The sequence below is a fragment of the Nocardiopsis sp. LOL_012 genome (genome assembly GCF_048060475.1).
GTDB lineage: Bacteria > Actinomycetota > Actinomycetes > Streptosporangiales > Streptosporangiaceae > Nocardiopsis.
On the sequence record NZ_JBHMIV010000001.1, the window covers coordinates 194,200 to 217,344 of the forward strand.

Sequence of the window (23,145 nt, forward strand, 5' to 3'; positions counted from 1 at the left end):
TGTATTGACAACCTTGGTTGCGCAACTATGGTTGAAGATATGTCGAGCATCGATGACCACCCCAACGTCACGACGACCGTCCGCTATCACGAGGCGGTCTCCCGCTTCGCCGACACCGAGGAGCTCGCCTCCTTCTTTCATCCGGATGCCGTCCACACCCAGTTGCCCAACGTCCTGTTTCCCGAGGGCACCGTCCGCACCATGAAGGAGGTCGCCGCCGCCTCGGAACAGGGCAGGGCCATGCTCTCCGAGCAGTCCTTCGAGGTGGTCGAGGCGTTGGCCTCCGGGAACCGGGTCGCCGCGGAGGTCGCCTGGTCGGGAATGCTGGCGGTGCCGATGGGCGCACTGCCCGCCGGACACGTCCTGCGCGCGCACGTCGCCACGTTCCTGGAGTTCCGCGACGGGAGGATCATCGCCCAGCGCAACTACGACTGCTACGAGCCGCTGCGCCCCGCCGGCTCCGAGGGGGAGGGCACTGGCGAGGAGGGTGCGGACGGAGTCTGAGGGCGGGCGGCCGTGTGCCGGGCAGTGGTGAGGCGGCCGGCTCCGGGGGGAGGGCCGACCGCCTCTGGTCCCGGGCCGCACACAGCCGCAGGCTCCTGCACTCAACGTAGCGGTAGGGCGTGTGCGGTACGGGGTCGTTTGGGGTCCCTTGTCCTATCGCGTGAGCCAATTGTGATCTGTGACACAGAGTCCGCCACTGATTCGTTGTCCCCTGTGGGGGTTCGACGAGACACCTAGCTCTTCAATGCCTAGCTCTGTTAGGGTAGCGATCCCTAGCGGAACTAGGTATGGGGAGTGCGCGTGCACATAGACAAGGACCTGGTCGCGGCGTCGGCCACCCCGCTCGTCCTGGGCATCCTCGCCGAGGGCGAGTCCTACGGATACGCCATCGTCAAGCGGGTCAACGAACTCTCCGACGGACGGATGCAGTGGACGGACGGGATGCTCTACCCGCTGCTGCACCGCCTGGAGCGCAACGGTTACGTGCGGGCGTCCTGGGGCACCTCCGACGCGGGCCGCCGCCGCAAGCACTACGCGATCACCGAGGCCGGGCTCCGGACGCTGGCCGAGCGGCAGGCGCAGTGGAGCGTGGTCGCCGACGCGCTCAAACAGGTGTGGCAGACCGCCGCGCACCCGCCAGTCCTCGGCGACGCACCGGCAGGGGGGATCGCCTGATGAGTGAGACCCTGCGCTCGGACGTCCTGGAGGACCAGATCGACCAGTGGCGCGGATTCGTGCGCCGCCGCCGGGCGATCGACGCCGCCGACGTCGAGGAGATGGAGGACCACCTGCGCGAACAGATCAACGACCTGGAGGCCGGCGGCCTCGACCACGAGGAGGCCTTCCTCGTCGCGGTCAAGCGCATGGGCAACCTGGACGAGGTGTCCCGCGAGTTCGCGCGCGAGCACTCCCACCGGCTCTGGAAGCAACTGGTCCTGGTCCCCGAGGCCGACGACGGCGCGGGCGGCCTGGCGCGCTGGCGCGACCTCGGTACGGCGCTGGCGTGCGCACTCGGCGCGGGCGTGGCCGTGAAACTCCTGTTCACGCTGGTCGACGGCGACATGGCGCTGGTCCGCAACATCGCCTTCGCGGTGCTGCCGTTCCTGGCGGGCTGGTTCGCCTGGAAGCGGCGCGTCACCTGGCGGGTGTGCGCGTCGGTGGCGGCCGTCGCGCTGGTCCCGGCGCTGGCGGTGAACCTCTACCCCTTCGAGGCGACCCCGGGGCCGTACCCGGTGCCGGGGATGACGGCCGTGCTCGCGTTCACGCACGTCCCGGTCCTGCTGTGGCTGCTGGTGGGCGTCCTGCACACCGGTGGGGCCTGGCGCTCCCACGATCGGCGGATGGACTTCGTGCGGTTCACCGGCGAGCTGGTGGTGTACCTGGCGCTGATCGGGCTGGGGTCGATGGTCCTGGCTGGACTCACCTTCGGCGTGCTCGCACTGGTCGGCGTCGACCTCGAACCGTTCTTCGAGGACTGGCTGGTGCCCTTCGGCCTGCCCGGCGCGCTGCTGGTCGGCGCGTGGCTGGTGGAGGCCAAGAAGAGCGTGGTGGAGAACATCGCGCCCGTGCTGACCCGGGTCTTCACCCCATTGGCGGTGCTGATGCTGCTCGCCGACCTGGTGGCGCTGCTGGTGAACGGCCCGCTGACCACGGTCGACCGCGACTTGCTCATCCTCATGGACGCGGTCCTGGTGCTGGTGCTGTTCCTGCTGCTGTACTCGATCTCCGCCCGCGACCCCCTGGCCCCGGCGGGGGTGTTCGACTGGCTCCAGCTCGTGCTGGTCGGCGCGGCGCTCGCGGTGGACGCCGTGGCGCTGACCGCGATGTTGACCCGCATCGCCGAGTTCGGGTTCACCGCCAACAAGACCGCCGCGCTGGGGCTCAACCTGGTGCTGCTGGTGCACCTGGTGTGGTCGGCGTGGCTGATGGCCGGGTTCGTGCGGGGCAAGCGGCCGTTCGCGGCGGTCGAGCGCTGGCAGACGGCCTACCTGCCGGTGTACGCGGTCTGGGTGGGGCTGGTGGTGCTGGTGTTCCCGCCGCTGTTCGCCTTCGCCTGAGGCGGGACGGCGGTCGGCGCCCCCGTGCACCGGGTCCCTTCCTGGAGCGCGGGGGCGCGGGTGTGGTCTCAGTGTTCTTTTTCGAGGTTCGCCCCAGGGCGAAGGTGGGCGTGTCATCTCGCACTGGGGCGAACCTCGGCGGTCGTGTGCGGGCTCAGCCGGAGGTGTAGACGACGAAGGACACCGCGATGTACTGGCACACGAACGCGGCGATGGTCAGCGAGTGGAAGATCTCGTGGAAGCCGAACCAGCGCGGCGCCGGGTCGGGCCACTTGAGGGCGTAGACCACCGCCCCGACGCTGTAGAGCACCCCGCCCACGAGGACGAGGATCCACGTCGCCGGGTGCGTGCCGCTGATCAGTTGCGGGATGAACAGCACCGCCACCCAGCCGATCGCCAGGTACAGCGCCGTGGACAGCCAGCGCGGCGCGCCCAGCCAGAGCAGCTTGAACCCGACCCCGGCGATGGCTCCGGTCCAGATCAGGGCCAGCATCGCCGCGCGCAGGCCGCCGTCGAGCACCAGTACCACGAACGGCGTGTAGGTGCCCGCGATGATGAGGTAGATGTTGGAGTGGTCCATACGCCGCAGGACCTTCTGCGCGCGCGGCGACCAGCGGCCCACGTGGTAGACGGCCGAGGTGCTGAACAGCATCACCGAGCTGAGCGCGTACACGGCGCTGGCCACACCTGCGGGCCAGGTGGGGGAGAGGCAGACGAGCACGATCCCGGCTGCCAGGGCCAGGGGTGCCGTACCCAGGTGCAGCCACCCGCGCAGGCGGGGCTTGACCGCCTCCAGCAGTTCGCCGGCGGCCGCGGCCGCCCGTTCGGGGACGGAGGCCTCACCGGTTCCGGTTCCGTCCGTTCCCGTGGTCCCGCTCTTCCGTGCCTGCTCCTCGGACACCGCCGTACACCCTCCCTCGCGTGTACCCGCCCCGCGGCGGGGGTTCTGTGCGAAGCCTAACCTACGGATCCGTAGGTTACTCACTGGTATAGGGGTGGCGCCAGCCACAGGTCCTCACGGGCGCAGGGCCGTGTGAGTGAGTGGTCGCAGGGCCTCCGCTGGGGCTGATGTGTGGTTCCGGGATTCCCACCGTCCGAACGCACCTGCTGTGACCAGCGGTGCAACCGATACGTGAGCCGCTGCCCCCGTATTCTGGGGGAGCGGGTTGCCTGTGCCGGCGCTGAACCATTGGTATAGACCTCTTTGAGGGTTGTGAACTGCAAAAACTCGGAAAACTACGGCTCATGAACAAGGGGTTTCGCGCGGTCTGGATAGAGTCGCGCCCGTCCAGTCAGGGTCGGCTCGACGCGGAGCCGCCGACACGACCGAGGGAGCACCCCCGTGACCAAGTACGTCTACAAGTTCACCGAGGGCAACAAGGACCTGAAGGACCTCCTCGGCGGCAAGGGTGCCAACCTCGCCGAGATGACCAATCTGGGTCTGCCGGTGCCGCCGGGGTTCACGATCACCACTCAGGCCTGCCGCCACTACCTCGACAACGGGGAGATGCCCGCCGGGCTCGACACCCAGATCGAGGCCGCGCTGGAGGAGCTGGAGAAGGCCATGGGCCGCCGACTCGGCCAACCCGACGACCCGCTCCTGGTGAGCGTACGCTCGGGCGCCCGCTTCTCCATGCCCGGCATGATGGAGACCGTCCTCAACATCGGACTCAACGACGAGTCCGTCGAGGGCCTGGCCGCCCAGGGCGGTGACGCGCGCTTCGCCTGGGACTCCTACCGGCGCCTCATCCAGATGTTCGGCAAGACCGTCCAGGACATCGACGGCGAGCTCTTCGAGGACGCCATCGACGAGGCCAAGGCCGCCAAGGGCATCACCGACGACCTCGACCTCGACACCGACGACTTCCGTGCGCTGGTCGACCGGTTCAAGGCCATCGTCGCCGAGCAGACCGGCCACCCCTTCCCCACCGACCCGCGCGAGCAGATGAACCAGGCGGTCCGGGCGGTCTTCGAGTCCTGGAACGCGCCGCGCGCCGTGCTCTACCGCCGCCAGGAGCGCATCCCGGCCGACCTGGGCACCGCCGTCAACATCTGCTCCATGGTCTTCGGCAACCTCGGTATGGACTCCGGTACCGGCGTGGCCTTCACACGCGACCCCGCCAGCGGCCAGCAGGGCGTCTACGGCGACTACCTCCAGAACGCCCAGGGCGAGGACGTCGTCGCCGGCATCCGCAACACCGTGCCGCTCGCCGACCTGGAGGACATCGACGCCTTCAGCTACCGCGAGCTGATGGGCATCATGGAGACCCTGGAGAACCACTACAGGGACCTGTGCGACATCGAGTTCACCATCGAGCGCGGCAAGCTGTGGATGCTCCAGACCCGCGTCGGCAAGCGCACGGCCGCCGCCGCCTTCCGTATCGCCGACCAACTCGTCGACCAGGGCATGATCGGCCTCGACGAGGCGGTCCAGCGCGTCACCGGCGACCAGCTCGCCCAGCTCATGTTCCCGCGCTTCGACGAGACCGCCACCGGCGGCTCCCACCGCATCGGCGGCGGCATGAACGCCTCGCCCGGTGCCGCTGTCGGCAAGGCGGTCTTCGACTCCTACACCGCCGTCAAGTGGTCCCGCAGCGGGGAGAAGGTCATCCTGTGCCGCCGTGAGACCAACCCCGACGACCTGGAGGGGATGATCGCCGCCGAGGGCATCCTCACCAGCCGCGGCGGCAAGACCTCGCACGCCGCCGTCGTCGCCCGAGGCATGGGCAAGACGTGCGTGTGCGGCGCCGAGGAACTCGACATCGACACCAAGAACCGGCGCCTGACCGCGCCCGGCGGCGAGGTGGTCGAGGAGGGCGACGTCATCTCCATCGACGGCACCAGCGGCGCGGTCTTCCTCGGCGAGGTGCCCGTCGTGGACTCGCCCGTCGTGCGCTACTTCGAGGGCGAGATCGACCCCGCCTCCGATGAGGCCGACGACCTCGTGCGCGCCGTGGACCGGCTCATGCACTACGTCGACGCCGCCCGCCGGATGTACGTGCGCGCCAACGCCGACACCCCCGAGGACGCCGCGCGCGCCCGCCGCATGGGCGCGCAGGGCATCGGCCTGTGCCGGACCGAGCACATGTTCCTGGGCGACCGGCGCCAGTTGGTGGAGCGCCTCATCCTCGCCGACACGGAGAAGGAGCAGCAGGAGTCCCTCGACACCCTGCTCCCGCTCCAGCGCGAGGACTTCGGCGGCATCCTCGGCGCCATGGACGGCCTGCCCGTCACGGTGCGCCTGCTCGACCCGCCGCTGCACGAGTTCCTGCCCGACATCACCGAACTGTCGGTGCGGGTGGCCGTGGCCGAGGCCCGCGGGGAGAGCCACGAGAACGACCTCCGGGTCCTCCAGGCGGTCCACAAGCTGCACGAGCAGAACCCGATGCTGGGCCTGCGCGGCGTACGGCTGGGACTGGTCGTACCGGGCCTGTTCACCATGCAGGTGCGCGCCATCGCCCTGGCCGCCGTGGACCGGATCAAGCAGGGCGGCCGCCCCCGCCCGGAGATCATGATCCCTCTCGTGGGTACGGTGCAGGAGCTGGAGATCATCCGCGACGACGCGCTGCGGGTGCTGCGCGAGGTGGGCCAAGAGCACGGGATCGATCTCGACTTCCCCGTCGGCACGATGATCGAGCTGCCCCGGGCCGCCCTGACGGCGGGCCAGATCGCGGAGAACGCCGCGTTCTTCTCCTTCGGCACCAACGACCTCACCCAGACGGTGTGGGGCTTCTCCCGCGACGACGTGGAGGCCTCCTTCTTCTCCGCCTACTTGGAGAAGGGCGTGTTCGGGGTGTCGCCGTTCGAGTCGCTGGACGTCGACGGCGTCGGCCGCCTCGTCCGCATCGCGGTGGAGGAGGGGCGCGCCGCCCGCCCGGGGATCAAGCTCGGCGTGTGCGGTGAGCACGGCGGCGACCCGGCCTCGGTCCACTTCTTCCACGAGGTGGGGCTTGACTACGTGTCCTGCTCCCCGTTCCGGGTCCCCGTGGCCCGCCTGGAGGCGGGGCGCGCCGCCCGGCGTACCGAGGTCTGAGCCTTCGGAAGGGGGCCGCGGGGACACCCGCGGCCCCCTTTCCCATGCGCGGTGGGGCCGGCACGCTCTAGACTCCTCTCTAGAGAATCGTTTACCGCAAAGGTGAGATGTGACTCTTTCGTGATACAATCTTGACCATTGGTCCGTCCGTCGCCCCCTCTCGTCCCCCAGCACCCGCCCGGTCACTGGGCGCAGCGACCCTTCCGTTCCGGTCGTCGCCCGTGGCACTGTTCGGTGGTGGTGGCGAACCATCGGGGATCGGTGGCCGTCCCAGTGGGGTACGCATTCTCCAGGCAGCGATTCGTGCGGAGGTGGGCCGGTGCGAGCGGCAGGCGACGGGCGCGGCGACGAACCACAGGAGGCCCCGGCCTCCGCGTCCCCGGCGGACGACGAGAGCACACGGGTCTTCGTGCGCGGCGGCCCCGCCGCGCACACCGAGCCCGGGGCCGAAGCCACCCTGGAGTTCTCCAGGGGCACCGCGCGGTCCGCCGACACCGCCGACGCGGCCACCCGGGTGTTCAGCCGTGAGGACACCGCCGACAGCGGCGTCTACGTACCCGTCGAATGGGAGGAGCCCCGGCTGCCGACCGACGAGCGCCCCCGGCGCGGAGCCCGTGCCCCCAAGAGGCCCGCGGTCCGCACGCGCCGCCCCCGCAGGAGCCGGTTCCGGCTGCGCTGGGTCCTCGCCCTGCTGCTGCTCACCGCGCTCGCACTGCCCTCCGGGACCTGGGCGTGGGTGTGGTACACCGCCCGCCAGGACGACCGCGCCACCACGGACGCCATCGTGGTCCTGGGCGCCAGCCAGTACAACGGCGTCCCCTCGCCGGTCTTCGAGGCCCGCCTGCGGCACGCCCAGAGCCTGTACCAGAACGGCGTCGCCCCCGTCATCGTCACCGTGGGCGGCAAACTCCCCGGGGACAACTTCACCGAGGCCGCCTCGGGGCGCAACTGGCTGGTCGAGGTCGGCGTCCCCGCCGAGCAGATCATCGCGGTGGAGGAGGGCAGCGACACCCTCCAGAGCATCCAGGCCGTCTCCGAGGTCTTCGACACCAACGGCTGGCAGGACGCCACCCTGGTCTCCGACCCCTGGCACAGCCTGCGCTCCAAGATCATGGCGGCCGACTTCGGTATCGAGGCGGGCACCTCGCCCTCGCGCTCGGGCCCCGCGGTCATCGAACGCAGCACCCAACTGTGGTACATCACCAGGGAGACCGCCTCGCTCTGGTACTACTGGATCTTCAACGACAGCAGTGAGATCCGTGTGAACGCTGCCTGAAGACGAGTTCCGTGCCGTTTTTCGGACCCTTGGTCGAGTAACGTCGGAAAACGATGGACACTGAAACCGCAGCCGAGGGCGATGAACCCGGCTACAGTCGGGCCGACACCGAACGCCGTGAGCCCGAGCCGCGCAAGAGCCGCTCCCGCGGCCCCTTCGAGCGCGACCGCGCCCGGGTCCTGCACAGCTCCGCGCTCCGCCGCCTGGCCGCCAAGACCCAGGTCGTCCAGCTCGGCGTGAGCGACTTCCCCCGCACCCGCCTCACCCACTCCCTGGAGTGTGCCCAGATCGGCCGCGAACTCGGCAAGGCCCTGGGCTGCGACCCCGACCTCGTCGAGGCGGCCTGCCTGTCCCACGACCTCGGACATCCGCCTTTCGGCCACAACGGCGAACGCGCCCTGGACGAGGCCGCCGCCGCGTGTGGCGGTTTCGAGGGCAACGCCCAGAGCCTGCGCCTGCTCACCCGCCTGGAGGGCAAGGTCGTGGCCCCCGACGGCCGCAGCGCTGGGCTCAACCTCACCCGGGCCACCCTCGACGCCACCGTCAAGTACCCCTGGCGCAGGGGCGAGGGCGGCGACACCCGCAAATTCAACTGCTACCCCGACGACACCGAGGTCTTCACCTGGTTGCGCGAGGGTGCGCCCGCCGGGCGCACCTGCTTCGAGGCACAGGTGATGGACTGGTCCGACGACGTCGCCTACTCCGTGCACGACGTCGAGGACGCCCTGCACGCCGGGCTGGTGAGCATGGCCGCCCTGCGCAGCCCCGCCGAGCGTGCCGAGGTGTGCCGCACCGCCGCCGGGCGCTACTGCGACGCCGACACCGCCGAGCTGGAGGAGACCCTCACCGGCCTGCTCGCCGAACCGGTCTGGCCCCGCGAGTTCACCGGCGACATCGGTTCCCTCGCCGCGCTCAAGAACCTCACCAGCGAACTCATCGGCCGGTTCTGCCGCGCCGCCGAACGCGCCACCCGCGACGTCCACGGCCCCGGACGGCTCACCCGCTACGGCGCCGAACTCGTCCTGCCCCGCCGCACCCTGCTGGAGTGCGCCCTGCTCAAGGCGGTGGCCGCGCACTTCGTGATGGCGCGCGAGGAGGCCCTGCGCTACCAGGTGGAGGAGCGCCGGATGGTCACCGAACTGGTCACCGCCCTGCGCGCGGGCGCCCCCGAAGGCCTCGACCCGCAGTTCCGGGCCCCCTACGAGCGGGCCCGTGACGACGCCGCCGCGCTGCGCGTGGTCGTCGACCAGGTCGCCTCGCTCACCGACACCTCAGCCACCGCCCTGCACCGCCGTCTCGTCGGCTGAGAGCCCTGAGCGGCCCCGACACCGAGGAACGCGGATGCCCTTCACCCCGGCCCACGCGGCCGCCGTGCTGCCGCTGGCGCGCACCCGGCTGCCCCTGCCCGCGCTCGTGGCCGGGGCGGTCGCCCCCGACCTCCCCTACTACCTGCCCCTGCCCTTGCCGCTGGCGAGTGCGTTCACCCACAGCCCGCTCGGGCTGGGGGCCGACGTGCTGCTCGGGGCCCTCGCCCTTGCCGTGTACACCTACGCGGTCCGAACGCCCCTGTGGGCACTGGTCGGCCACGACCCCGGTCCCGCGCCCCGGCCGGGCGTGCGCGAGGCGGCGTTGACGGCGGCGGCGCTGGCGGTCGGCGCGGCCACACACATGGCGTGGGACGCCTTCACCCAGACCGGTGGGGCCGCGGTGCGCGCCTGGCCGGTGCTGAGCATCCCCGTGGCCGGCCCGCACCTGCTCTACAACGTGCTCATGTACGCGAGTTCGCTGCTGGGTCTCGCCGTCTTGGCCTGGTGGGCCGCCGCCCGGTGGCCGGCCGCCCGGGGCCGTGTACGGACGGCCGCCCGGGGCCGTGTACGGACGGCCGCCGTGTCGGCGATCGGAGTGTGCGCCCTGGCCGGAGCGGTGGTGGGCGGCCTGTCCGACCGGGCCGCCGTCAGCGGCTACGACCTGGTGCGGTGCGTCCTGGTGGGAGCGGTGACCGCCGGGGGCGCCGCTCTGGCGGCATGGGTGCCGTGGTGGCATGCCGGGCGGGTGCTCCGGCGCGGGGACGCGCCGGAGCACACCGGTCACTGGTAGCCGCGGATCTCCCGGAAGACCTGTTCCAGCTCCTGCTCGCGCGCGTCGAAGACCCGGCCGCCCGTCATCTCGGCCAGGTCCTCCATCTCGCCCGCGTTGGACTCCCCGAACAGCACGGTGAACACCGGGGCGGCGGCCACCTCCTGCGGTAGCCCCTCCCGGAAGGCGCGGAACTCCTCCAGGGTGGAGCCCAGGTTCACCTCTCCGTCGGTCATCAGCACCACCGACGTCAGGTGGCCGTCGTCGGGCGCCCGGTCCAGGAGCGTGTACGCACCGCGCAGCGCGTCGTAGGCCGCGGTGTCCCCGTCGGCCTCCAGGGAGCGCACCTCCTCCACCAGGTCCGCGAGCACCGACTCGGCGTCCCCCGGCTCCATCACGAACGTGCTCGGCTCGTGCGCCGTGGTGGAGAATGGCAGCAGGGTCACCTCCTCCCGCTCCTGGAAGGCCTGGGTCCGCTCGGTGAGCGAGCCGCCGTCGGCGCCCGTCAGCGCCTCCAGCGCCGATTTCAGGTCCTCCAGCCGGTCGCCGTCCATCGACCCCGACGCGTCCAGCACGTACACCGTGCGGGCCGGCCGCCGCAGTTCGCTGACGTACTCGGCGACCAGGCCGTCCACCACGTCGAGTCGCGCGGGGAAGGGCAGTTCCACCAGCGGCGGCACGTCGACGGACAGTGCGGCGTCCGGGGAGGCCGGGCGGCGCAGGGTGTCGTCGGCGATCCGCTGCTGGGTCTCCTCCGACAGCAGGTCCCCGACCAGCCGGTCGTAGGCCGACCGCACCTCCTCGGAGGGGGCGGCCAGCAGCGTCAGCGGATAGTTCGCGGTGACCGCGCCGTCCGCCGGGTGGACGAGCGTGAGCGGCTCCTCCAGCACACCGGCCCCGTTCATCGACAGCAGCACGGACTCGTAGTTGATCATCGCGTCCACCGGGCGGCCCTCGCGGGCGCGGCGCTCGAAGGCGTCGGCGAGCCACCCCGATGAGCCGGAGAAGACCTCCTGGCCCTCGAAGAACTCCACGAGCTCGGGCCGGACCCGCTCCACGTCCCCGTTCTCCAGGGCCGCGCCGGTGTCGGCCAGCGCCGAGGCCACCCCGATCAGGGCGGAGAACCCGGAGTTGGAGGCGCCCGGGTTGGTCATGCCGTAGGTGAGGCCCTCCTCCTGGACCGCCTCGGCGACGTCGGCCCAGGTCACCTCGGCTCCGTTCGACCAGCCCAGCTCCTGGGCGCGCGACTGGGCCACGCCCAGGATCACGGGGGAGACCATGACCGGGGTCTCGGTGTCCACGGCGTCGCGTCCGCCCGGGTGCAGGTGGAGGTACCGGTTGGAGGCGAACCACACCGCGTCGTAGTCCCCGGTATCGCCCGCGGCGACCCGGTCCAGGCCGTCCAGGGTCCCGCTGTAGTCCAGTTCCACCGTCACGCCGGTGCGTTCGCCGACCTCCTCCAGCAGCGGCTCTAGGTCGGCGACCTCGCTCCCGGCCAGGATGCGGAGGGTGTCGGAGAACGGGGCGGGGGCCGAGCAGCCCGCCGCCGTGAGGGAGAGCGCCAGCGCCGCGGCCGGAAGAAGGCGCCTCATGCCTCGCCACCCCCCGCCGCGCCGCCCGTATCTGCCTCGTCACGGGCCGGGGGAAGTCCGTTGGCTCCGTAGGTGTCCTCGATGCTGGTCAGCAGTGCCTCCAGTGCCTCGTAGGCCGGCGGGTGGACGACGTCGGTGATCCGGTCGCGGACCGACAGCCCGTTCTCCCGCACCAGTTCGCCGAAGGCGTCGGCGCTGGCCGTGCGGAACCCGTGGGCCGCGGCGAGCTCCTGGAGTTCGCCGTCCTCCGCCAGGAGGCGGCCGACGGCGTTGCCGGGTGCGGAGAAGGCGACGACGGCGTGTTCGGAGTGCACGGTCGGGGTGGGGTAGAGCACCCGCGCGTCACCGGCCAGGGCCGGGCCGTCCAGCATGGCGTGCACGTACTGGGCCTCGTACACCCACACCAGAGGGGTGTGGCCGGCCCCGAGGTCGCGGAACTGCTCGAAGGGCTGCTGCGAGGACTCTGGGGGCTGCCCCTGTGAGAGGAAGAGCCGGGAGACGCGCTCGACGATCCCGGGGTCCGGGGCGCCCGGTCGCAGCACCTCCTCGTCGTTGAGCAGGTAGGAGAGCACCACCGCGTACATCGCCGCGGAGTTGGACGTGCGCGGGTCCGTGGTGCGCACCAGGACCTCCTGGCGGTTGCTGGAGCTGACGGAGTCGCCGGGCAGGTCGCGCCAGCGGGTCCGCTCCTCGGTCAGGTCCAGGTAGGCCTGCATGTCGAAGGACCACGTCCCGTCCTCGGCCACCCGGGTGACCCCGGCCGACTCCAGGGCCTCCACCATGGACTCGTAGCCCAGCAGCACCATGGGTGTGCTGAAGGGCTGGTAGACGGTGGCGCCCTCGTTGAGCTCCTCGGCGCGCTGGGCCAGGTGCCGGGAGCCGGGGGAGACGAAGTCGGCCCCCTCCGCGTCCTCCGCCAGGACCCGCGACCCGCGTGCGCGCACGGTCACCTCGTAGCCCAGTTCGGCGAACCGGGCGCGGACGCGCTCGTCCTCGAAGTAGGCGACCTTCTCCGAACCGACGATTCCGGTGACCGCGGTCAGCTCGCGGGGCCACAGGACGATCCCGGCCGCGACGATCAGTGCCGCGGCGAGTGCTCCCGCGGCGGCGGCGAGCCAGGGGGCTCTCCGGCTGGCGGAGCGGGGAAGGCCAGGCACCGTTGTGGTCCTCCTCAGACAGGGGGTGCGCCCGACATTTCCACGTTCCGTGGACTTTCATCTGACACTCTGGTATCGCCGGGGTGGACGGAAACCGAACGCGGCGGACTCCGGGGGCAGGGGCGAACGGTCGCTGCGGAGAACTAGGCTGAGGCCCGTGGCAGGACGGATCAGGGACGAAGACATCGCACTGGTGCGCGAGCGCGCCCCCATCGCGGACGTGGTCGGCGAGTACCTTCAGTTGCGCAACGCGGGAGGGGGCTCGCTCAAGGGGCTGTGCCCCTTCCACGACGAGAAATCTCCCTCTTTCAACGTCACCCCGTCGAAGAACCTCTACTACTGCTTCGGCTGTGCCGAAGGCGGCGACGTCATCTCCTTCGTGCAGCGGATCGACAGTCTCAGCTTCGCCGAAGCCGTCGAATCGCTCGCCCGCCAGGCCGGTGTCACCCTCCGCTACGAGGAGGGCGGCCGCAGCACACGGCGCGACGAGGGCAGGCGCCAGCGCCTCCTGGAGGCGCACCGCGCCGCCGCGGAGTTCTACGCCGGGGCGCTGCTGTCCCCCGATGCGGTCGCCGCGCGCCGCTTCCTCACCGACCGGGGCTTCGACCGCTCCCACGCCGAACGCTTCGGCCTGGGCTTCGCCCCCGCCGGATGGGAGAACCTCACCGCACACCTGCGGCGCAAAGGCTTCACCGACCAGGAACTCATCGACGGCGGGCTGGCCAGCCAGGGCCGCCGGGGCGCCTACGACCGCTTCCGCAACCGGCTGCTGTGGCCGGTGCGCGAGGTCACCGGCGAGGTCGTGGGGTTCGGCGCCCGCAAACTCGACCCGGACGAGGACGGACCCAAGTACCTCAACTCCCCCGAGAGCCCCATCTTCCACAAGGGGCGGCTGCTGTACGGGCTCGACCTGGCCAAGCGCGACATCTCCCAGAAGAGCGAGGCGGTGGTCGTCGAGGGCTACACCGACGTCATGGCCTGCCACGACGCCGGGGTCACCACCGCCGTGGCCACCTGCGGCACCTCCTTCGGCGAGGACCACGTGAAGATCCTGCGCCGCATGCTGCTGGGCAGGAGCAACCAGGGCGGCCGCGTGGTCTTCACCTTCGACGGCGACAAGGCCGGGCAGAAGGCGGCCGTACGGGCCTTCGCCGAGGAGCACGGGTTCACCTCCGAGACCTACGTCGCCGTGCAGGCCGACGGCCTCGACCCCTGTGACCTGCGCTTCCAGCACGGCCCCCAGGCCGTGGCCGACCTCGTCGACGGTGCCGTCCGGCTGTACGAGTTCATGATCCGCAACGTCATGGAGGGCTACGACCTCGCCTCCCCGGAGGGGAGGATGGCCGCCCTGGACGCCGCCGCGCCCATCGTCGCGAGCATCCGGGACGAGGGCGTGCGCCGCAACTACGGCGCCAGTCTGGACCGCTGGATCGGGACCATGGACGAGGCCTTCGTCCAGCGCCGCGTCGCCCAGCACATGCGTTCGAACGCGCGCGGGGGCGGGCCTCCGCGGGCCGGCAACCGCCCCGTGCCCACCCCGGACGCGGGCGAGGCCCCCTACGACCTGCGCGACCCGTCGGTGCGGCGCGAGCGCCAGGCCCTCAAGATCGCCCTCCAGCACCCCGGTCTGGCCGCCGCGTTCGACGCCTTCACCGAGGAGGACTTCACCGTCGCCCAGCACAAGGCGGTGCGCGCGCTCATCGCCGAACGCGGAGGGGTGGCCGCCGCCCACGACCCCCAGGCGTGGCTGAACGGGCTCCGCGAGGCCGCGCCCAGCGAGGCCCAGCGCGATTTCCTCACCCGGTTGGCCGTGGAACCGATCGAGTTCCACGGAGAACTCGACGGGCATTACGCCATGCAAATGCTGGGCACAATAAGAACTCATTCCATCAATCGTCGGGAGTCAAACCTCAAGTCCGAACTCTCTCGACTTGAAGGTACTTCCCAGATAGAGGAACAGCAGCGCGTATTCACCGAACTCATGGCGCTTCAACAGCAGAAACGTGCTCTCCAAGAGTCCCTGAGGGGCTGAATGTAGCACCGGGGTGACAATAATAAGTCTCCCTCCGAAGGTGCCCTCAAGTGCACAATGGGGGAGTGTCTCCCACAGTTGTGAGCAATGTCGTTCCGCCGGTGCGGCGCCTGGTTCGCCTCCTTCCGGACGCGGAGCGGGCGGCGGTCAGCCGGGGCGAGGTCGCCTCGGCGCTGGAGCGTTTGGGCGCGCACCCCGGCACCCTGGACCAGGCGGTGGCCGGCCTCGTCCGGGCAGGGGTACCCGTCGACGACACCGACGCTGACCAGGACGTCCAGGAGGGCAGACGCTCGGGGGCGGACCTGGTCCGCCTCTACCTCAGCGAGATCGGCCGGGTACCGCTGCTCAGCGCCGAGCAGGAGGTGGACCTGGCCAAGCGCGTCGAGGCCGGCCTGTACGCCCGGCACCGGACCCCCGACGACGGGGTGTGCACGGCCGAGGAACTCGCGGAACTGGCCGAGGCGGGCCTGCGCGCCAAAGCGTGCCTCATCGAGTCCAACCTCCGCCTGGTGGTCTCCATCGCCAAACGCTACATGGGTCGGGGCATCCTCTTCCTCGACCTCATCCAGGAGGGCAATCTCGGCCTGATCCGCGCGGTGGAGAAGTTCGACTACGCCCGAGGGTTCAAATTCTCCACCTACGCCACCTGGTGGATACGCCAGGCCATCACCCGGGCCATCGCCGACCAGGCGCGGACGATCAGGGTTCCCGTGCACATGGTGGAGACGATCAACAAGGTCCTGAAAGCGCAGCACCGACTCCACCAGAGACTAGGCCGTGAACCCAGCCTCACCGAGATATCCGCCGCCGTGGGACTGTGTGGGGAGCGCGTGCTGGAGATCCAGCGGATCGCCCGTGACCCGGTCTCCCTCCAGACACCGGTCGGGGAGGAGGAGTCCGACTTCGGCGACTTCATCGAGGACCGCGACGCGGTAGCCCCCGTGGAAGCGGCCTCCTTCACCCTCCTCCAGGAGCGGCTGCGCGCCATCCTGGGGGACCTGTCCGAACGGGAGCGGCGCGTCATCGGACTGCGCTTCGGCCTGGCCGACGGCCGCCCCCGCACCCTGGAGGAGGTCGGACGGGAGTTCGGGGTCACCCGGGAGCGCATCCGCCAGATCGAGGCCAAGACCCTGACCAAGCTGCGCCACCCCTCACGGGCCGGAACCCTACGGGACTATCTGACGCACGACTGACCCGTCCCCTACGGTCGGAATGTGACGCGCCCTCCCATCCCCGAGGCCGGTTCCGGCCCACCCGCGAAACGCACCCTGACCGTCCTCGGCGCCCTCGCGGGCGCCGGCCTGCTGATCGGCGGACTCCTCGTGCTCCTGCCCGCACGCCCACCCGAACGCATCGCCTACTTCGCCGACTGGAACGTGGCGGGCCGCGGCTTCACCGTCGCCGACCTGGAGCGCAGCGGTGCCCCCGAACACCTCACCCGCCTGATCTGGGCCTTCGGGGACGTCGGCGAGGACGGCCTGTGCCGCGTCCCCGCGCACGACCCCTACCAGGCGTGGGAGCTCTACCAGCGCCGGTACACCGCCGGGGAGAGCGTCGACGGCGAGGCCGACACCTACGGCCAGGAACTCGCCGGAAGCCTCAACCAGCTCCGCAAGCTCCGCGAGAGGTACCCGGACCTGGACGTCAGCCTCTCCCTGGGCGGATGGAACCTGTCCGCCCACTTCTCCACCGCGGCCCGCACACCCGAGTCACGGCGGGCGTTCGTGGACTCCTGCCTGGACCTGTGGATCCGCGGCGACCTGCCCGTGGTCGGCGGAGAGCCGCAGGGCGGCGACGGTGCTGGGGCGGGCCTCTTCGACGGAATCGACATCGACTGGGAGTGGCCCGGGGGACAGGGGCGCCCCGGCAACACCGTCCACCCCGACGACCCCGGCAACTTCACGCTCCTGGTCGCGGAGTTCCGCCGCCGGTTCGACGCACTGGAGGAGGAGACAGGACGCCGTTACACGCTCTCGGTGTCCCTGCCCGGCGGGACCGACACCGGAGCGGCCTACGAGGGCCGGGTCTTCGACCTGGTGGACTTCGCCACGGTCCAGGGCTACGACTTCTCCGGCCCCTGGAGCGAGCGCACCGCCCACCACTCCAACCTGTACGCGCCCGCCTACGCCCCCGACTCCGCCAGTGTGGACCGGGCCGTCCGCCACTACCTGGACCTGGGTGCCCCGCCCGGGAAGCTCGTCGTGGGTGTGCCCGCCTTCGGTCGCGGCTGGCAGGGCGTGGACGGCGGCGGCGACGGGCGCGACCAGGTGGCGTCCGGGCCCGCCGACGACGCCTACGACGGCCCCACGATGGCCTTCTCCGACCTGGAGGACCTGGCGGGCGAGCGCTTCCTCGACGAGGACGCCGGCGCCGCCTGGGTCTACGACGGCGACCGGTGGTGGACTTACGACACCCCCGAGGTGCTCGCCCTCAAGGGCGCCTACGTGCGCCGGAACGACCTGGGCGGGCTCATGGTGTGGAACCTGGACATGGACCCCGACGGCGTCCTGGTCCGGGCCGTGGACGAGTCACTGCGCTGACCCGCGCCTCCGGAGCGCCCCGCCCGGGGATCGTCGACAATCCGACGATCCCCGGGCGTGCCGGGGTTGCCACGGCGGTCCCCGGGCACCACGCTGAGGGCCATGGCCCACGCGCAGCACACGACCGCCCGTCCGGTCCCCGCCGACCTCCGCCGCGACCTGGAGGCCCGGATCACGGGCACGGTCGCCTTCGACGCCGGCACCCTCGCCCTCTACACCTCCGACGCCTCCAACTACCGCCGCGTCCCGCTCGGCGTCGTCATCCCCCGTACCGTCGACGACTGCGTGGCGGCCGTGCGCACCTGCGCCGAACACGGCGTCCCGGTCGTGCCCAGGGGAGGGGGCACCTCCATCGCGGGCAACGCGATCGGCACCGGCATCGTCATCGACACCTCCCGCCACCTGCGCGCCATCGAGGCCATCGACCCCGTCTCCCGCACCGCCACCGTGCAGCCCGGCGTCATCCTGGACGACCTGCGCGCCGCCACCGCCGAGCACGGGCTGACCTTCGCCCCCGACCCCTCCACCCACAGCCGGTGCACGATCGGCGGCATGGTCGGCAACAACTCCTGCGGCTCCCACTCCGTGGCCTGGGGCACCACCGCCGACAACATCGTCTCCCTCGACGTCCTGCTCAGCGACGGCACCCGGATGACCGTCGGCTCCCGCCACAGTGCCGAGGAGTACGGGGAACTGGCCCGGCGCCCCGGACGCGAGGGCGAGATCTACACCGCCCTCGCCCGGATCGTCGAGGCCCACCGCGCCGATCTGCGCACCGGCATGCCCGAATTCCGGCGCCGCGTCTCCGGATACGCCCTGGACCGGCTGCTGCCGGAGAAGGGGCGCGACGTGGCAGCCGCGCTGGTGGGGACCGAGGGCACCTGCGTGTTCGTCCTTGGCGCCACCGTGCGCCTGGTGGAGCCGCCGCCCGCCCGGGCCCTGGCGGTCCTGGGCTACACGGACGCCGCTACCGCCGCCGACGCCGTGCCCGACCTGCTCGGCCACGCGCCGCTCACCGTCGAGGGCATCAACGACCACATGGTCGCCGCCCTGGACCGCAACGCCTCCTCCACCCGCGTCCCCCTGCCCAAGGGGGGCGCCTGGCTCCTGGTGGAGATCGGTGGCCGGGACCCTGAGGGCGCCGCCGCAGCGGCCGAGCACATGCTCTCCGGGCTGTCGGGGGCCTCCCGGCCCGAGGAGGCCGCCGTGGTCGCCGACCCCGCCCACCGGCGCGCCCTGTGGCGCATCCGCGAGGAGGGCGCCGGGCTCCTCCAGCGCACCCCCGACGGACACGACGCCTGGTCCGGCTGGGAGGACGCCGCGGTCCCCCCGGACCGCCTGGGCTCCTACCTGCGCGAGTTCGACCGCCTCATGGAGCGCCACGGACGCTCCGGGGTCGTCTACGGCCACTTCGGCGACGGCTGCCTGCACGTGCGCATCGACTTCGGGCTGGAGCACGAACAGGGGCGCCGGGAGTACCGGGCCTTCATGGAGGACGCCGCCGACCTCGCCGTCCGCCACGGCGGCTCCCTGTCGGGGGAGCACGGCGACGGACAGGTGCGCTCCGAACTCCTCGACCGCATGTACCCGGCACCGGTCCTGCGGGCCTTCGCCGAGTTCAAACGGGTGTGGGACCCCGAGGGACTCATGAACCCGGGCATCATCGTCGACCCGCTGCCCCTGGACGCCGACATCCGGGCGGCCTCCGGCACCCGGCTGCCCCTGCTGACCGAGACCGCCCTGGCCTACACCGAGGACGGCGGCGACTTCGCCCGGACCCTGCGCCGCTGCTCGGGGGTGGGCAAGTGCCGACGCCAGAGCGGACCCGGGGTCATGTGCCCCAGCTACCAGGTCACCCAGGAGGAGAAGCACTCCACCCGGGGCCGCGCCCATCTCCTGTTCGAGATGGCCTCCGGGGAGGTGCTCACCGACGGCTGGCGCTCGGAGGAGGTACGCGAGAGCCTGGACCTGTGCCTGTCCTGCAAGGGCTGCCTCAGTGACTGCCCGGTCAACGTGGACATGGCCTCCTACAAGGCGGAGTTCCTGCACCAGCACTACCGGGGCCGCCTCCGCCCGGCCGCGCACTACTCCATGGGATGGCTGCCCCTGTGGGCGCGTCTGGCCGCCCTGGCACCGGAGGAGGCCAACCGGGCCGCCCGGCTGCCCGGGGTGTCCCGGCTCGCCAAGCGGCTCGCCGGGGTCGCCGCACAGCGCGACCTCCCCTCGTTCGCGCCCACCACGTTCACGCGGGCCTTCCGCCGGCGCGCGCGCCGGGGCGAGGCGCGCACCGACGGCCCGCAGGTGGTGCTGTGGCCGGACACCTTCGGCGACCACCTCACACCCCGGGTACCCGCCTCGGCCGTTCGGGTGCTGGAGGACGCCGGGTTCAGCGTCGTGCTCCCCAGAGGACAGGTGTGCTGCGGCCTGACCTGGGTGTCCACCGGACAGTTGGGCGTGGCGCGGGCGGTGATGCGCCGCGCGGTCGCCGCCCTGGCGCCGCTGGTCGAGCAGGGGCTGCCCGTCGTGGGGCTGGAGCCCAGTTGCACCGCCGCGCTCCGCCACGACCTGGTGGAACTGCTGCCCGGCGGTGAGAGCGAGCGGGTGGCCGCCTCCGTCCACACACTGGCGGGTTTCCTGCGCGCTCGCGCCCCGGAGTGGCGTCCGCGCCCCCTGGGGGCCAGGGCGCTCACCCAGGTGCACTGCCACCAGCACGCGGTGCTGGGGTTCGACGCCGACCGCGAACTGATCGAGCGGGCCGGGATCGACGGGGAGGTCCTGGATTCGGGCTGCTGCGGTCTGGCCGGCGACTTCGGCTTCACCGAGGGCCACTACGAGGTCTCCAGTGCCATCGGCGAGCGCGAACTCCTGCCTCGGGTGCGTGAGGCGGCCCCCGACACCCTGGTGATGGCCGACGGGTACAGTTGCCGCACACAGATCGGCCAGGGCACCGGGCGCCGGGCCCTGCACCTGGCCGAGGTCCTCGCCCGGGGACTGGAGCCCTAGACCCCCATCTGCTCCCGGAGCGTGTGCAGCGTGCGCGAGACGGTGTCGGCCAGCCGGGGGTCGTCGGGGTCCAGCCCCTCGCCCAGGTGTACGCGCCAGTGCGCCTCGCTGCCCTGCGGGGATCTGCGCGCCACGAGGCGGAACCCGCTGGAGGAGTCGGGCCCGGGGTAGGGGACGAACCGGTTGACCAGGATGGTGGCGGTGACGCGTTCGGCGACCGTCTCAGCCAGGCGCCGGTAGTCGACCGCCTCGGGTCCTGAGCGCAGCGCAACGGTGCGTTCGCCCCCGCCCTCCTCCTGGAAGGTGAGGGTGCCGGGGGTCCAGCGGGCCTGGTCGATGTCCTGCCAGGGCACGGAGCGGCCGTCGGGCAGGTACAGGGCCCGGGTCGTGGCCACCAGGGGCGCGCCGGGGCCCGCCTGGGCGGGCGCGTGGGCGAGCACGCGCTCGCCCCGCTCCAGCCGGGTGCGGACCGCTTCGGGCACGCCGCGTCCGAACGGGGCCACTAGCGGCCCTGGACGTCGTCGGGCGGGCCGCCCGCCCCCTCCTTGGCCGTGCCCTCCTCCCAATCGACGAACTCCATCTCCTCCTCGGTGGGCCGACGCAGGAAGTCGCGGACCGAGGAGACCGGCAGGGTGTGCACGGCCTTGTCGTAGACGGTGCGGCCGGCGTTGCCGACCTGGGCGCCGACCAGTCCGGCCGCCTCCTGCACGGCCGGGTTGTCGGCGACCTTGCGGGCGGAGCGGACGAGCTGGTCGTAGCGGGCCCTGCCCGCCTTGGCTCCCAGGACGTAACCGATGGCGAGTCCGGCTGCGAACGTGATCCGGTAGCGCATGGGCTCCCTCTCAGGCCGTGGTGGACGATGGGGTGGTCCGTGCCCCGACGTTACCCTGTCGCGACCCGCACCACACGGCTCGACACCGGTCGCGAGCACTGCTCGGGAGACGCTAGGCTGTGGGTGTCGCCGCGGCTCGCAGAGGCGCGGCGCGAGTGTGATCCCGCGTAGCTCAATCGGCAGAGCAGCCGGCTGTTAACCGGCAGGTTACTGGTTCGAGTCCAGTCGCGGGAGCCCTCACCGGGAGCCGGGCCGTCGTGCCCGGCTCTTCGTGTGTCCGGGGGCCGTCGTCGCTCAGGCTGATGGGGCGCTTGGGTGGGGCCCGGCCCTCATCGCGATCTGCGGCCGTAGCGGCTCCTGAGCACAGTGAGCCGTGCGCGCACGGGTCCGCGCGGCCATCTTGCTCAGATTGAGCGGCGGATCCAGAGCGGCGAGCACGGCGGTCTCCAGACGTTCCAGTGTGTCGGTGTCGTTGACCGGGACGGTGACCACCCGCAGGTGCCGGTGCATCCACGCGGTCAGGTGGTTCTCGTCGATCTCAGGTGTGCCGTGGGCACGGGCCAGAACCGACCCGAGGCTGAGGCGGAAGGTGGAGAACTCGTGGCGACCGCCGAGGTGCGTGCCCTCGATGCGCTTCCACAGGGTGTTTCTCGATGGACGGCCACTGCGCGACCTGGTCGCCCCGGCGAGTCCGGCGTAGATGAGTCCCGGCTCGACCGACTGTTCCAGGCCCACCGTGAGCGCGGAGGCACCGTCGCGGTCGACCCACCGACTGCAGAGGCCGGGCAGGCGAAGGCCAGCGCCGCCGGTGGCTAGGAGGTCTGCGGGCGTGATCGCGTTCGCGTGGGTGCCGAGCCGCTCGGCGAGGACCGAGACGTCCAGAGGAGAAGGGGCTGCCGAGAGCGCCGTCGGATCGCCGCCGCCGTACCAGGCCAGCCGTTCGCCTTGGCGCAGCCCTTGGAGGGGTTCGAGGACCTCGGCGCCTTCGGCTTGCAGAGGGCCGCGGACGGCGTCGGCGTCGGCGGCCCCGGCATGCACTTCGACGACTTTCGCGGCCAGCGGTCCGAACCCTGCTTTGAGCTGATCGACGACGCGCTCCCCCCGTTTCCGCCGGTACTCGCGGGGCTTCGTGGACAGTCGGCGGTCGTAGGGCCGCAGGACGGTGGTGGGAAGGGCGAGTCCGTGTTCCGTCGACAGCACGAACCAGGGAGCGCCGGTCACCTCGGCGTAGGAGCGCTGCTTGCGGAAGAGCGGTGAGGTGTAGAGGTCACGTGCCGGAGCGGAACGGTCGAGCTTCGTCTTCACGCATCCGACCAGAACGACGTCGGCGGCTGCGCCTCCCGGCCGCCGACGCGGCACGGCTTCCGCGGTGGTTCGCCGCACGGCCCTGCGGGAGCCTTCGGCTCGGTGGACGAACGTCACCGATCGGTTGACCTCGACGTCCACCGTGGTGAACCCGGGCCATCCAGATCTGCTGCCTTTCCAGAAGGCGCTGTGATCGTACGCCGACTGCGGCAGTCCGCCGACCAGCTTGTCGAGTTCGGCCCACGTGAACGTGACACGGTCGTCGACCGACGCCAACACTTTCCGGAGCGGAGACCAGTGCGCCATGTGCGGAGTAGGGTGCATACGGCCGACGTTCGAGGCGTGAGCCGGTCGTTTGCCGACACTGCACCAGCGAACCTCTGAGGTGCGATGCGGGGGTCTTTCCCGTGGCCGCCGAGCGGCGCGGAAGGTCGAGCGGGCAGGGAAAGAGCGTCGCGAGCACTGCTCGGGAGGCGCTAAGCTTACTGCTGTCGCCGCGGCTCACAGAGGCGCGGCGCGAGTGTGATCCCGCGTAGCTCAATCGGCAGAGCAGCCGGCTGTTAACCGGCAGGTTACTGGTTCGAGTCCAGTCGCGGGAGCCATAGAGGTCTTACTAGAACCCTTACCCAAACGGTTAACCCCTAGTAGCACCTCTACGGAGTTCAACGACGTAGGGCTCTTCCCCACCTGGGGGAGAGCCCTACGGTCGTTTCGGGCCTGCTCATCCAAGACGGGTGA

17 protein-coding genes and 2 tRNA genes are annotated in these 23,145 nt (G+C 71.4%); 13 read left to right on the forward strand and 6 right to left on the reverse strand.

Translation table 11 applies throughout. The features are described 5' to 3' along the window. Nucleotides 1–39 precede the first annotated feature (39 nt). The 3 genes from ACFHWE_RS00835 (at nucleotide 40) to ACFHWE_RS00845 (ending at nucleotide 2,561) form a co-directional block, all read left to right on the forward strand. On the forward strand, nucleotides 40–504 hold the full coding sequence (locus ACFHWE_RS00835) for a nuclear transport factor 2 family protein (protein ID WP_416598582.1): 465 nt from the start codon (nucleotides 40–42) through the stop codon (nucleotides 502–504). Nucleotides 505–804: 300 nt separating this feature from the next. Then, complete coding sequence (locus ACFHWE_RS00840; RefSeq protein ID WP_416598583.1) at nucleotides 805–1,179, forward strand: PadR family transcriptional regulator; 375 nt, start codon at nucleotides 805–807, stop codon at nucleotides 1,177–1,179. Further along, a complete protein-coding gene (locus tag ACFHWE_RS00845; RefSeq protein WP_416598584.1) occupies nucleotides 1,179–2,561 on the forward strand; it encodes a permease prefix domain 1-containing protein in 1,383 nt (460 codons plus the stop codon). Before ACFHWE_RS00840 ends, ACFHWE_RS00845 begins: the two co-directional genes overlap by 1 nt. A 154-nt stretch (nucleotides 2,562–2,715) precedes the next feature. On the opposite strand, the gene trhA is transcribed toward ACFHWE_RS00845, so the two are convergent. Next, nucleotides 2,716–3,462 carry a PAQR family membrane homeostasis protein TrhA gene (gene trhA / locus ACFHWE_RS00850; RefSeq protein ID WP_416598585.1) on the reverse strand — a complete coding sequence of 249 codons (747 nt, stop codon included), beginning with the start codon at nucleotides 3,460–3,462 and terminating at the stop codon, nucleotides 2,716–2,718. Nucleotides 3,463–3,903: 441 nt separating this feature from the next. On the opposite strand from trhA, the gene ppdK reads away from it, so the two are divergent. The 4 genes from ppdK (at nucleotide 3,904) to ACFHWE_RS00870 (ending at nucleotide 9,967) form a co-directional block, all read left to right on the forward strand. Beyond that, nucleotides 3,904–6,594, forward strand: a complete 2,691-nt coding sequence (gene ppdK / locus ACFHWE_RS00855; protein ID WP_416598586.1) for a pyruvate, phosphate dikinase — start codon at nucleotides 3,904–3,906, stop codon at nucleotides 6,592–6,594. Between the two features lie 319 nt (nucleotides 6,595–6,913). Further along, entirely contained in the window at nucleotides 6,914–7,870 is a 957-nt protein-coding gene (locus ACFHWE_RS00860; protein ID WP_416598587.1) for a YdcF family protein, read from the forward strand. A gap of 53 nt (nucleotides 7,871–7,923) precedes the next feature. After that, complete coding sequence (locus ACFHWE_RS00865) at nucleotides 7,924–9,177, forward strand: deoxyguanosinetriphosphate triphosphohydrolase (RefSeq protein WP_416598588.1); 1,254 nt, start codon at nucleotides 7,924–7,926, stop codon at nucleotides 9,175–9,177. A gap of 34 nt (nucleotides 9,178–9,211) precedes the next feature. Continuing rightward, the gene (locus ACFHWE_RS00870; protein ID WP_416598589.1) at nucleotides 9,212–9,967 is read left to right on the forward strand and encodes a DUF4184 family protein; all 756 of its coding nucleotides are present in this window, start codon (nucleotides 9,212–9,214) and stop codon (nucleotides 9,965–9,967) included. Here the strand turns inward: ACFHWE_RS00870 and ACFHWE_RS00875 are convergent. After that, complete coding sequence (locus tag ACFHWE_RS00875) at nucleotides 9,958–11,538, reverse strand: VWA domain-containing protein (protein ID WP_416598590.1); 1,581 nt, start codon at nucleotides 11,536–11,538, stop codon at nucleotides 9,958–9,960. The genes ACFHWE_RS00870 and ACFHWE_RS00875 overlap by 10 nt on opposite strands. After that, on the reverse strand, nucleotides 11,535–12,695 hold the full coding sequence (locus ACFHWE_RS00880) for a hypothetical protein (RefSeq protein WP_416598591.1): 1,161 nt from the start codon (nucleotides 12,693–12,695) through the stop codon (nucleotides 11,535–11,537). The genes ACFHWE_RS00875 and ACFHWE_RS00880 overlap by 4 nt, the downstream gene beginning before the upstream one ends. A gap of 157 nt (nucleotides 12,696–12,852) precedes the next feature. Here ACFHWE_RS00880 and dnaG point away from each other — a divergent pair, with 157 nt between their 5' ends. The 4 genes from dnaG to ACFHWE_RS00900 all read left to right on the forward strand — a co-directional run bounded on the left by dnaG (nucleotide 12,853) and on the right by ACFHWE_RS00900 (nucleotide 20,270). After that, a complete protein-coding gene (gene dnaG, locus ACFHWE_RS00885) occupies nucleotides 12,853–14,727 on the forward strand; it encodes a DNA primase (protein ID WP_416598592.1) in 1,875 nt (624 codons plus the stop codon). 110 nt (nucleotides 14,728–14,837) lie between these two features. Then, entirely contained in the window at nucleotides 14,838–15,920 is a 1,083-nt protein-coding gene (gene rpoD / locus ACFHWE_RS00890; RefSeq protein ID WP_416598691.1) for an RNA polymerase sigma factor RpoD, read from the forward strand. 21 nt (nucleotides 15,921–15,941) lie between these two features. Next, nucleotides 15,942–17,267 carry a glycoside hydrolase family 18 protein gene (locus ACFHWE_RS00895; protein WP_416598593.1) on the forward strand — a complete coding sequence of 442 codons (1,326 nt, stop codon included), beginning with the start codon at nucleotides 15,942–15,944 and terminating at the stop codon, nucleotides 17,265–17,267. A gap of 102 nt (nucleotides 17,268–17,369) precedes the next feature. Continuing rightward, complete coding sequence (locus tag ACFHWE_RS00900) at nucleotides 17,370–20,270, forward strand: FAD-binding and (Fe-S)-binding domain-containing protein (protein WP_416598594.1); 2,901 nt, start codon at nucleotides 17,370–17,372, stop codon at nucleotides 20,268–20,270. On the opposite strand, the gene ACFHWE_RS00905 is transcribed toward ACFHWE_RS00900, so the two are convergent. Continuing rightward, the gene (locus tag ACFHWE_RS00905) at nucleotides 20,267–20,773 is read right to left on the reverse strand and encodes a hypothetical protein (protein ID WP_416598595.1); all 507 of its coding nucleotides are present in this window, start codon (nucleotides 20,771–20,773) and stop codon (nucleotides 20,267–20,269) included. The genes ACFHWE_RS00900 and ACFHWE_RS00905 overlap by 4 nt on opposite strands. Further along, the gene (locus tag ACFHWE_RS00910; RefSeq protein WP_416598596.1) at nucleotides 20,773–21,102 is read right to left on the reverse strand and encodes a hypothetical protein; all 330 of its coding nucleotides are present in this window, start codon (nucleotides 21,100–21,102) and stop codon (nucleotides 20,773–20,775) included. The genes ACFHWE_RS00905 and ACFHWE_RS00910 overlap by 1 nt, the downstream gene beginning before the upstream one ends. A gap of 161 nt (nucleotides 21,103–21,263) precedes the next feature. Between ACFHWE_RS00910 and ACFHWE_RS00915 the strand changes: the two genes are divergently transcribed. Beyond that, nucleotides 21,264–21,336: transfer RNA gene (locus ACFHWE_RS00915), tRNA-Asn, on the forward strand. Between the two features lie 60 nt (nucleotides 21,337–21,396). Here ACFHWE_RS00915 and ACFHWE_RS00920 read toward each other — a convergent pair. Beyond that, nucleotides 21,397–22,686, reverse strand: a complete 1,290-nt coding sequence (locus ACFHWE_RS00920) for a DUF6884 domain-containing protein (protein ID WP_416598597.1) — start codon at nucleotides 22,684–22,686, stop codon at nucleotides 21,397–21,399. Between the two features lie 247 nt (nucleotides 22,687–22,933). Between ACFHWE_RS00920 and ACFHWE_RS00925 the strand changes: the two genes are divergently transcribed. Next, a tRNA-Asn gene (locus ACFHWE_RS00925) sits at nucleotides 22,934–23,009 on the forward strand. Nucleotides 23,010–23,145 lie beyond the last annotated feature (136 nt).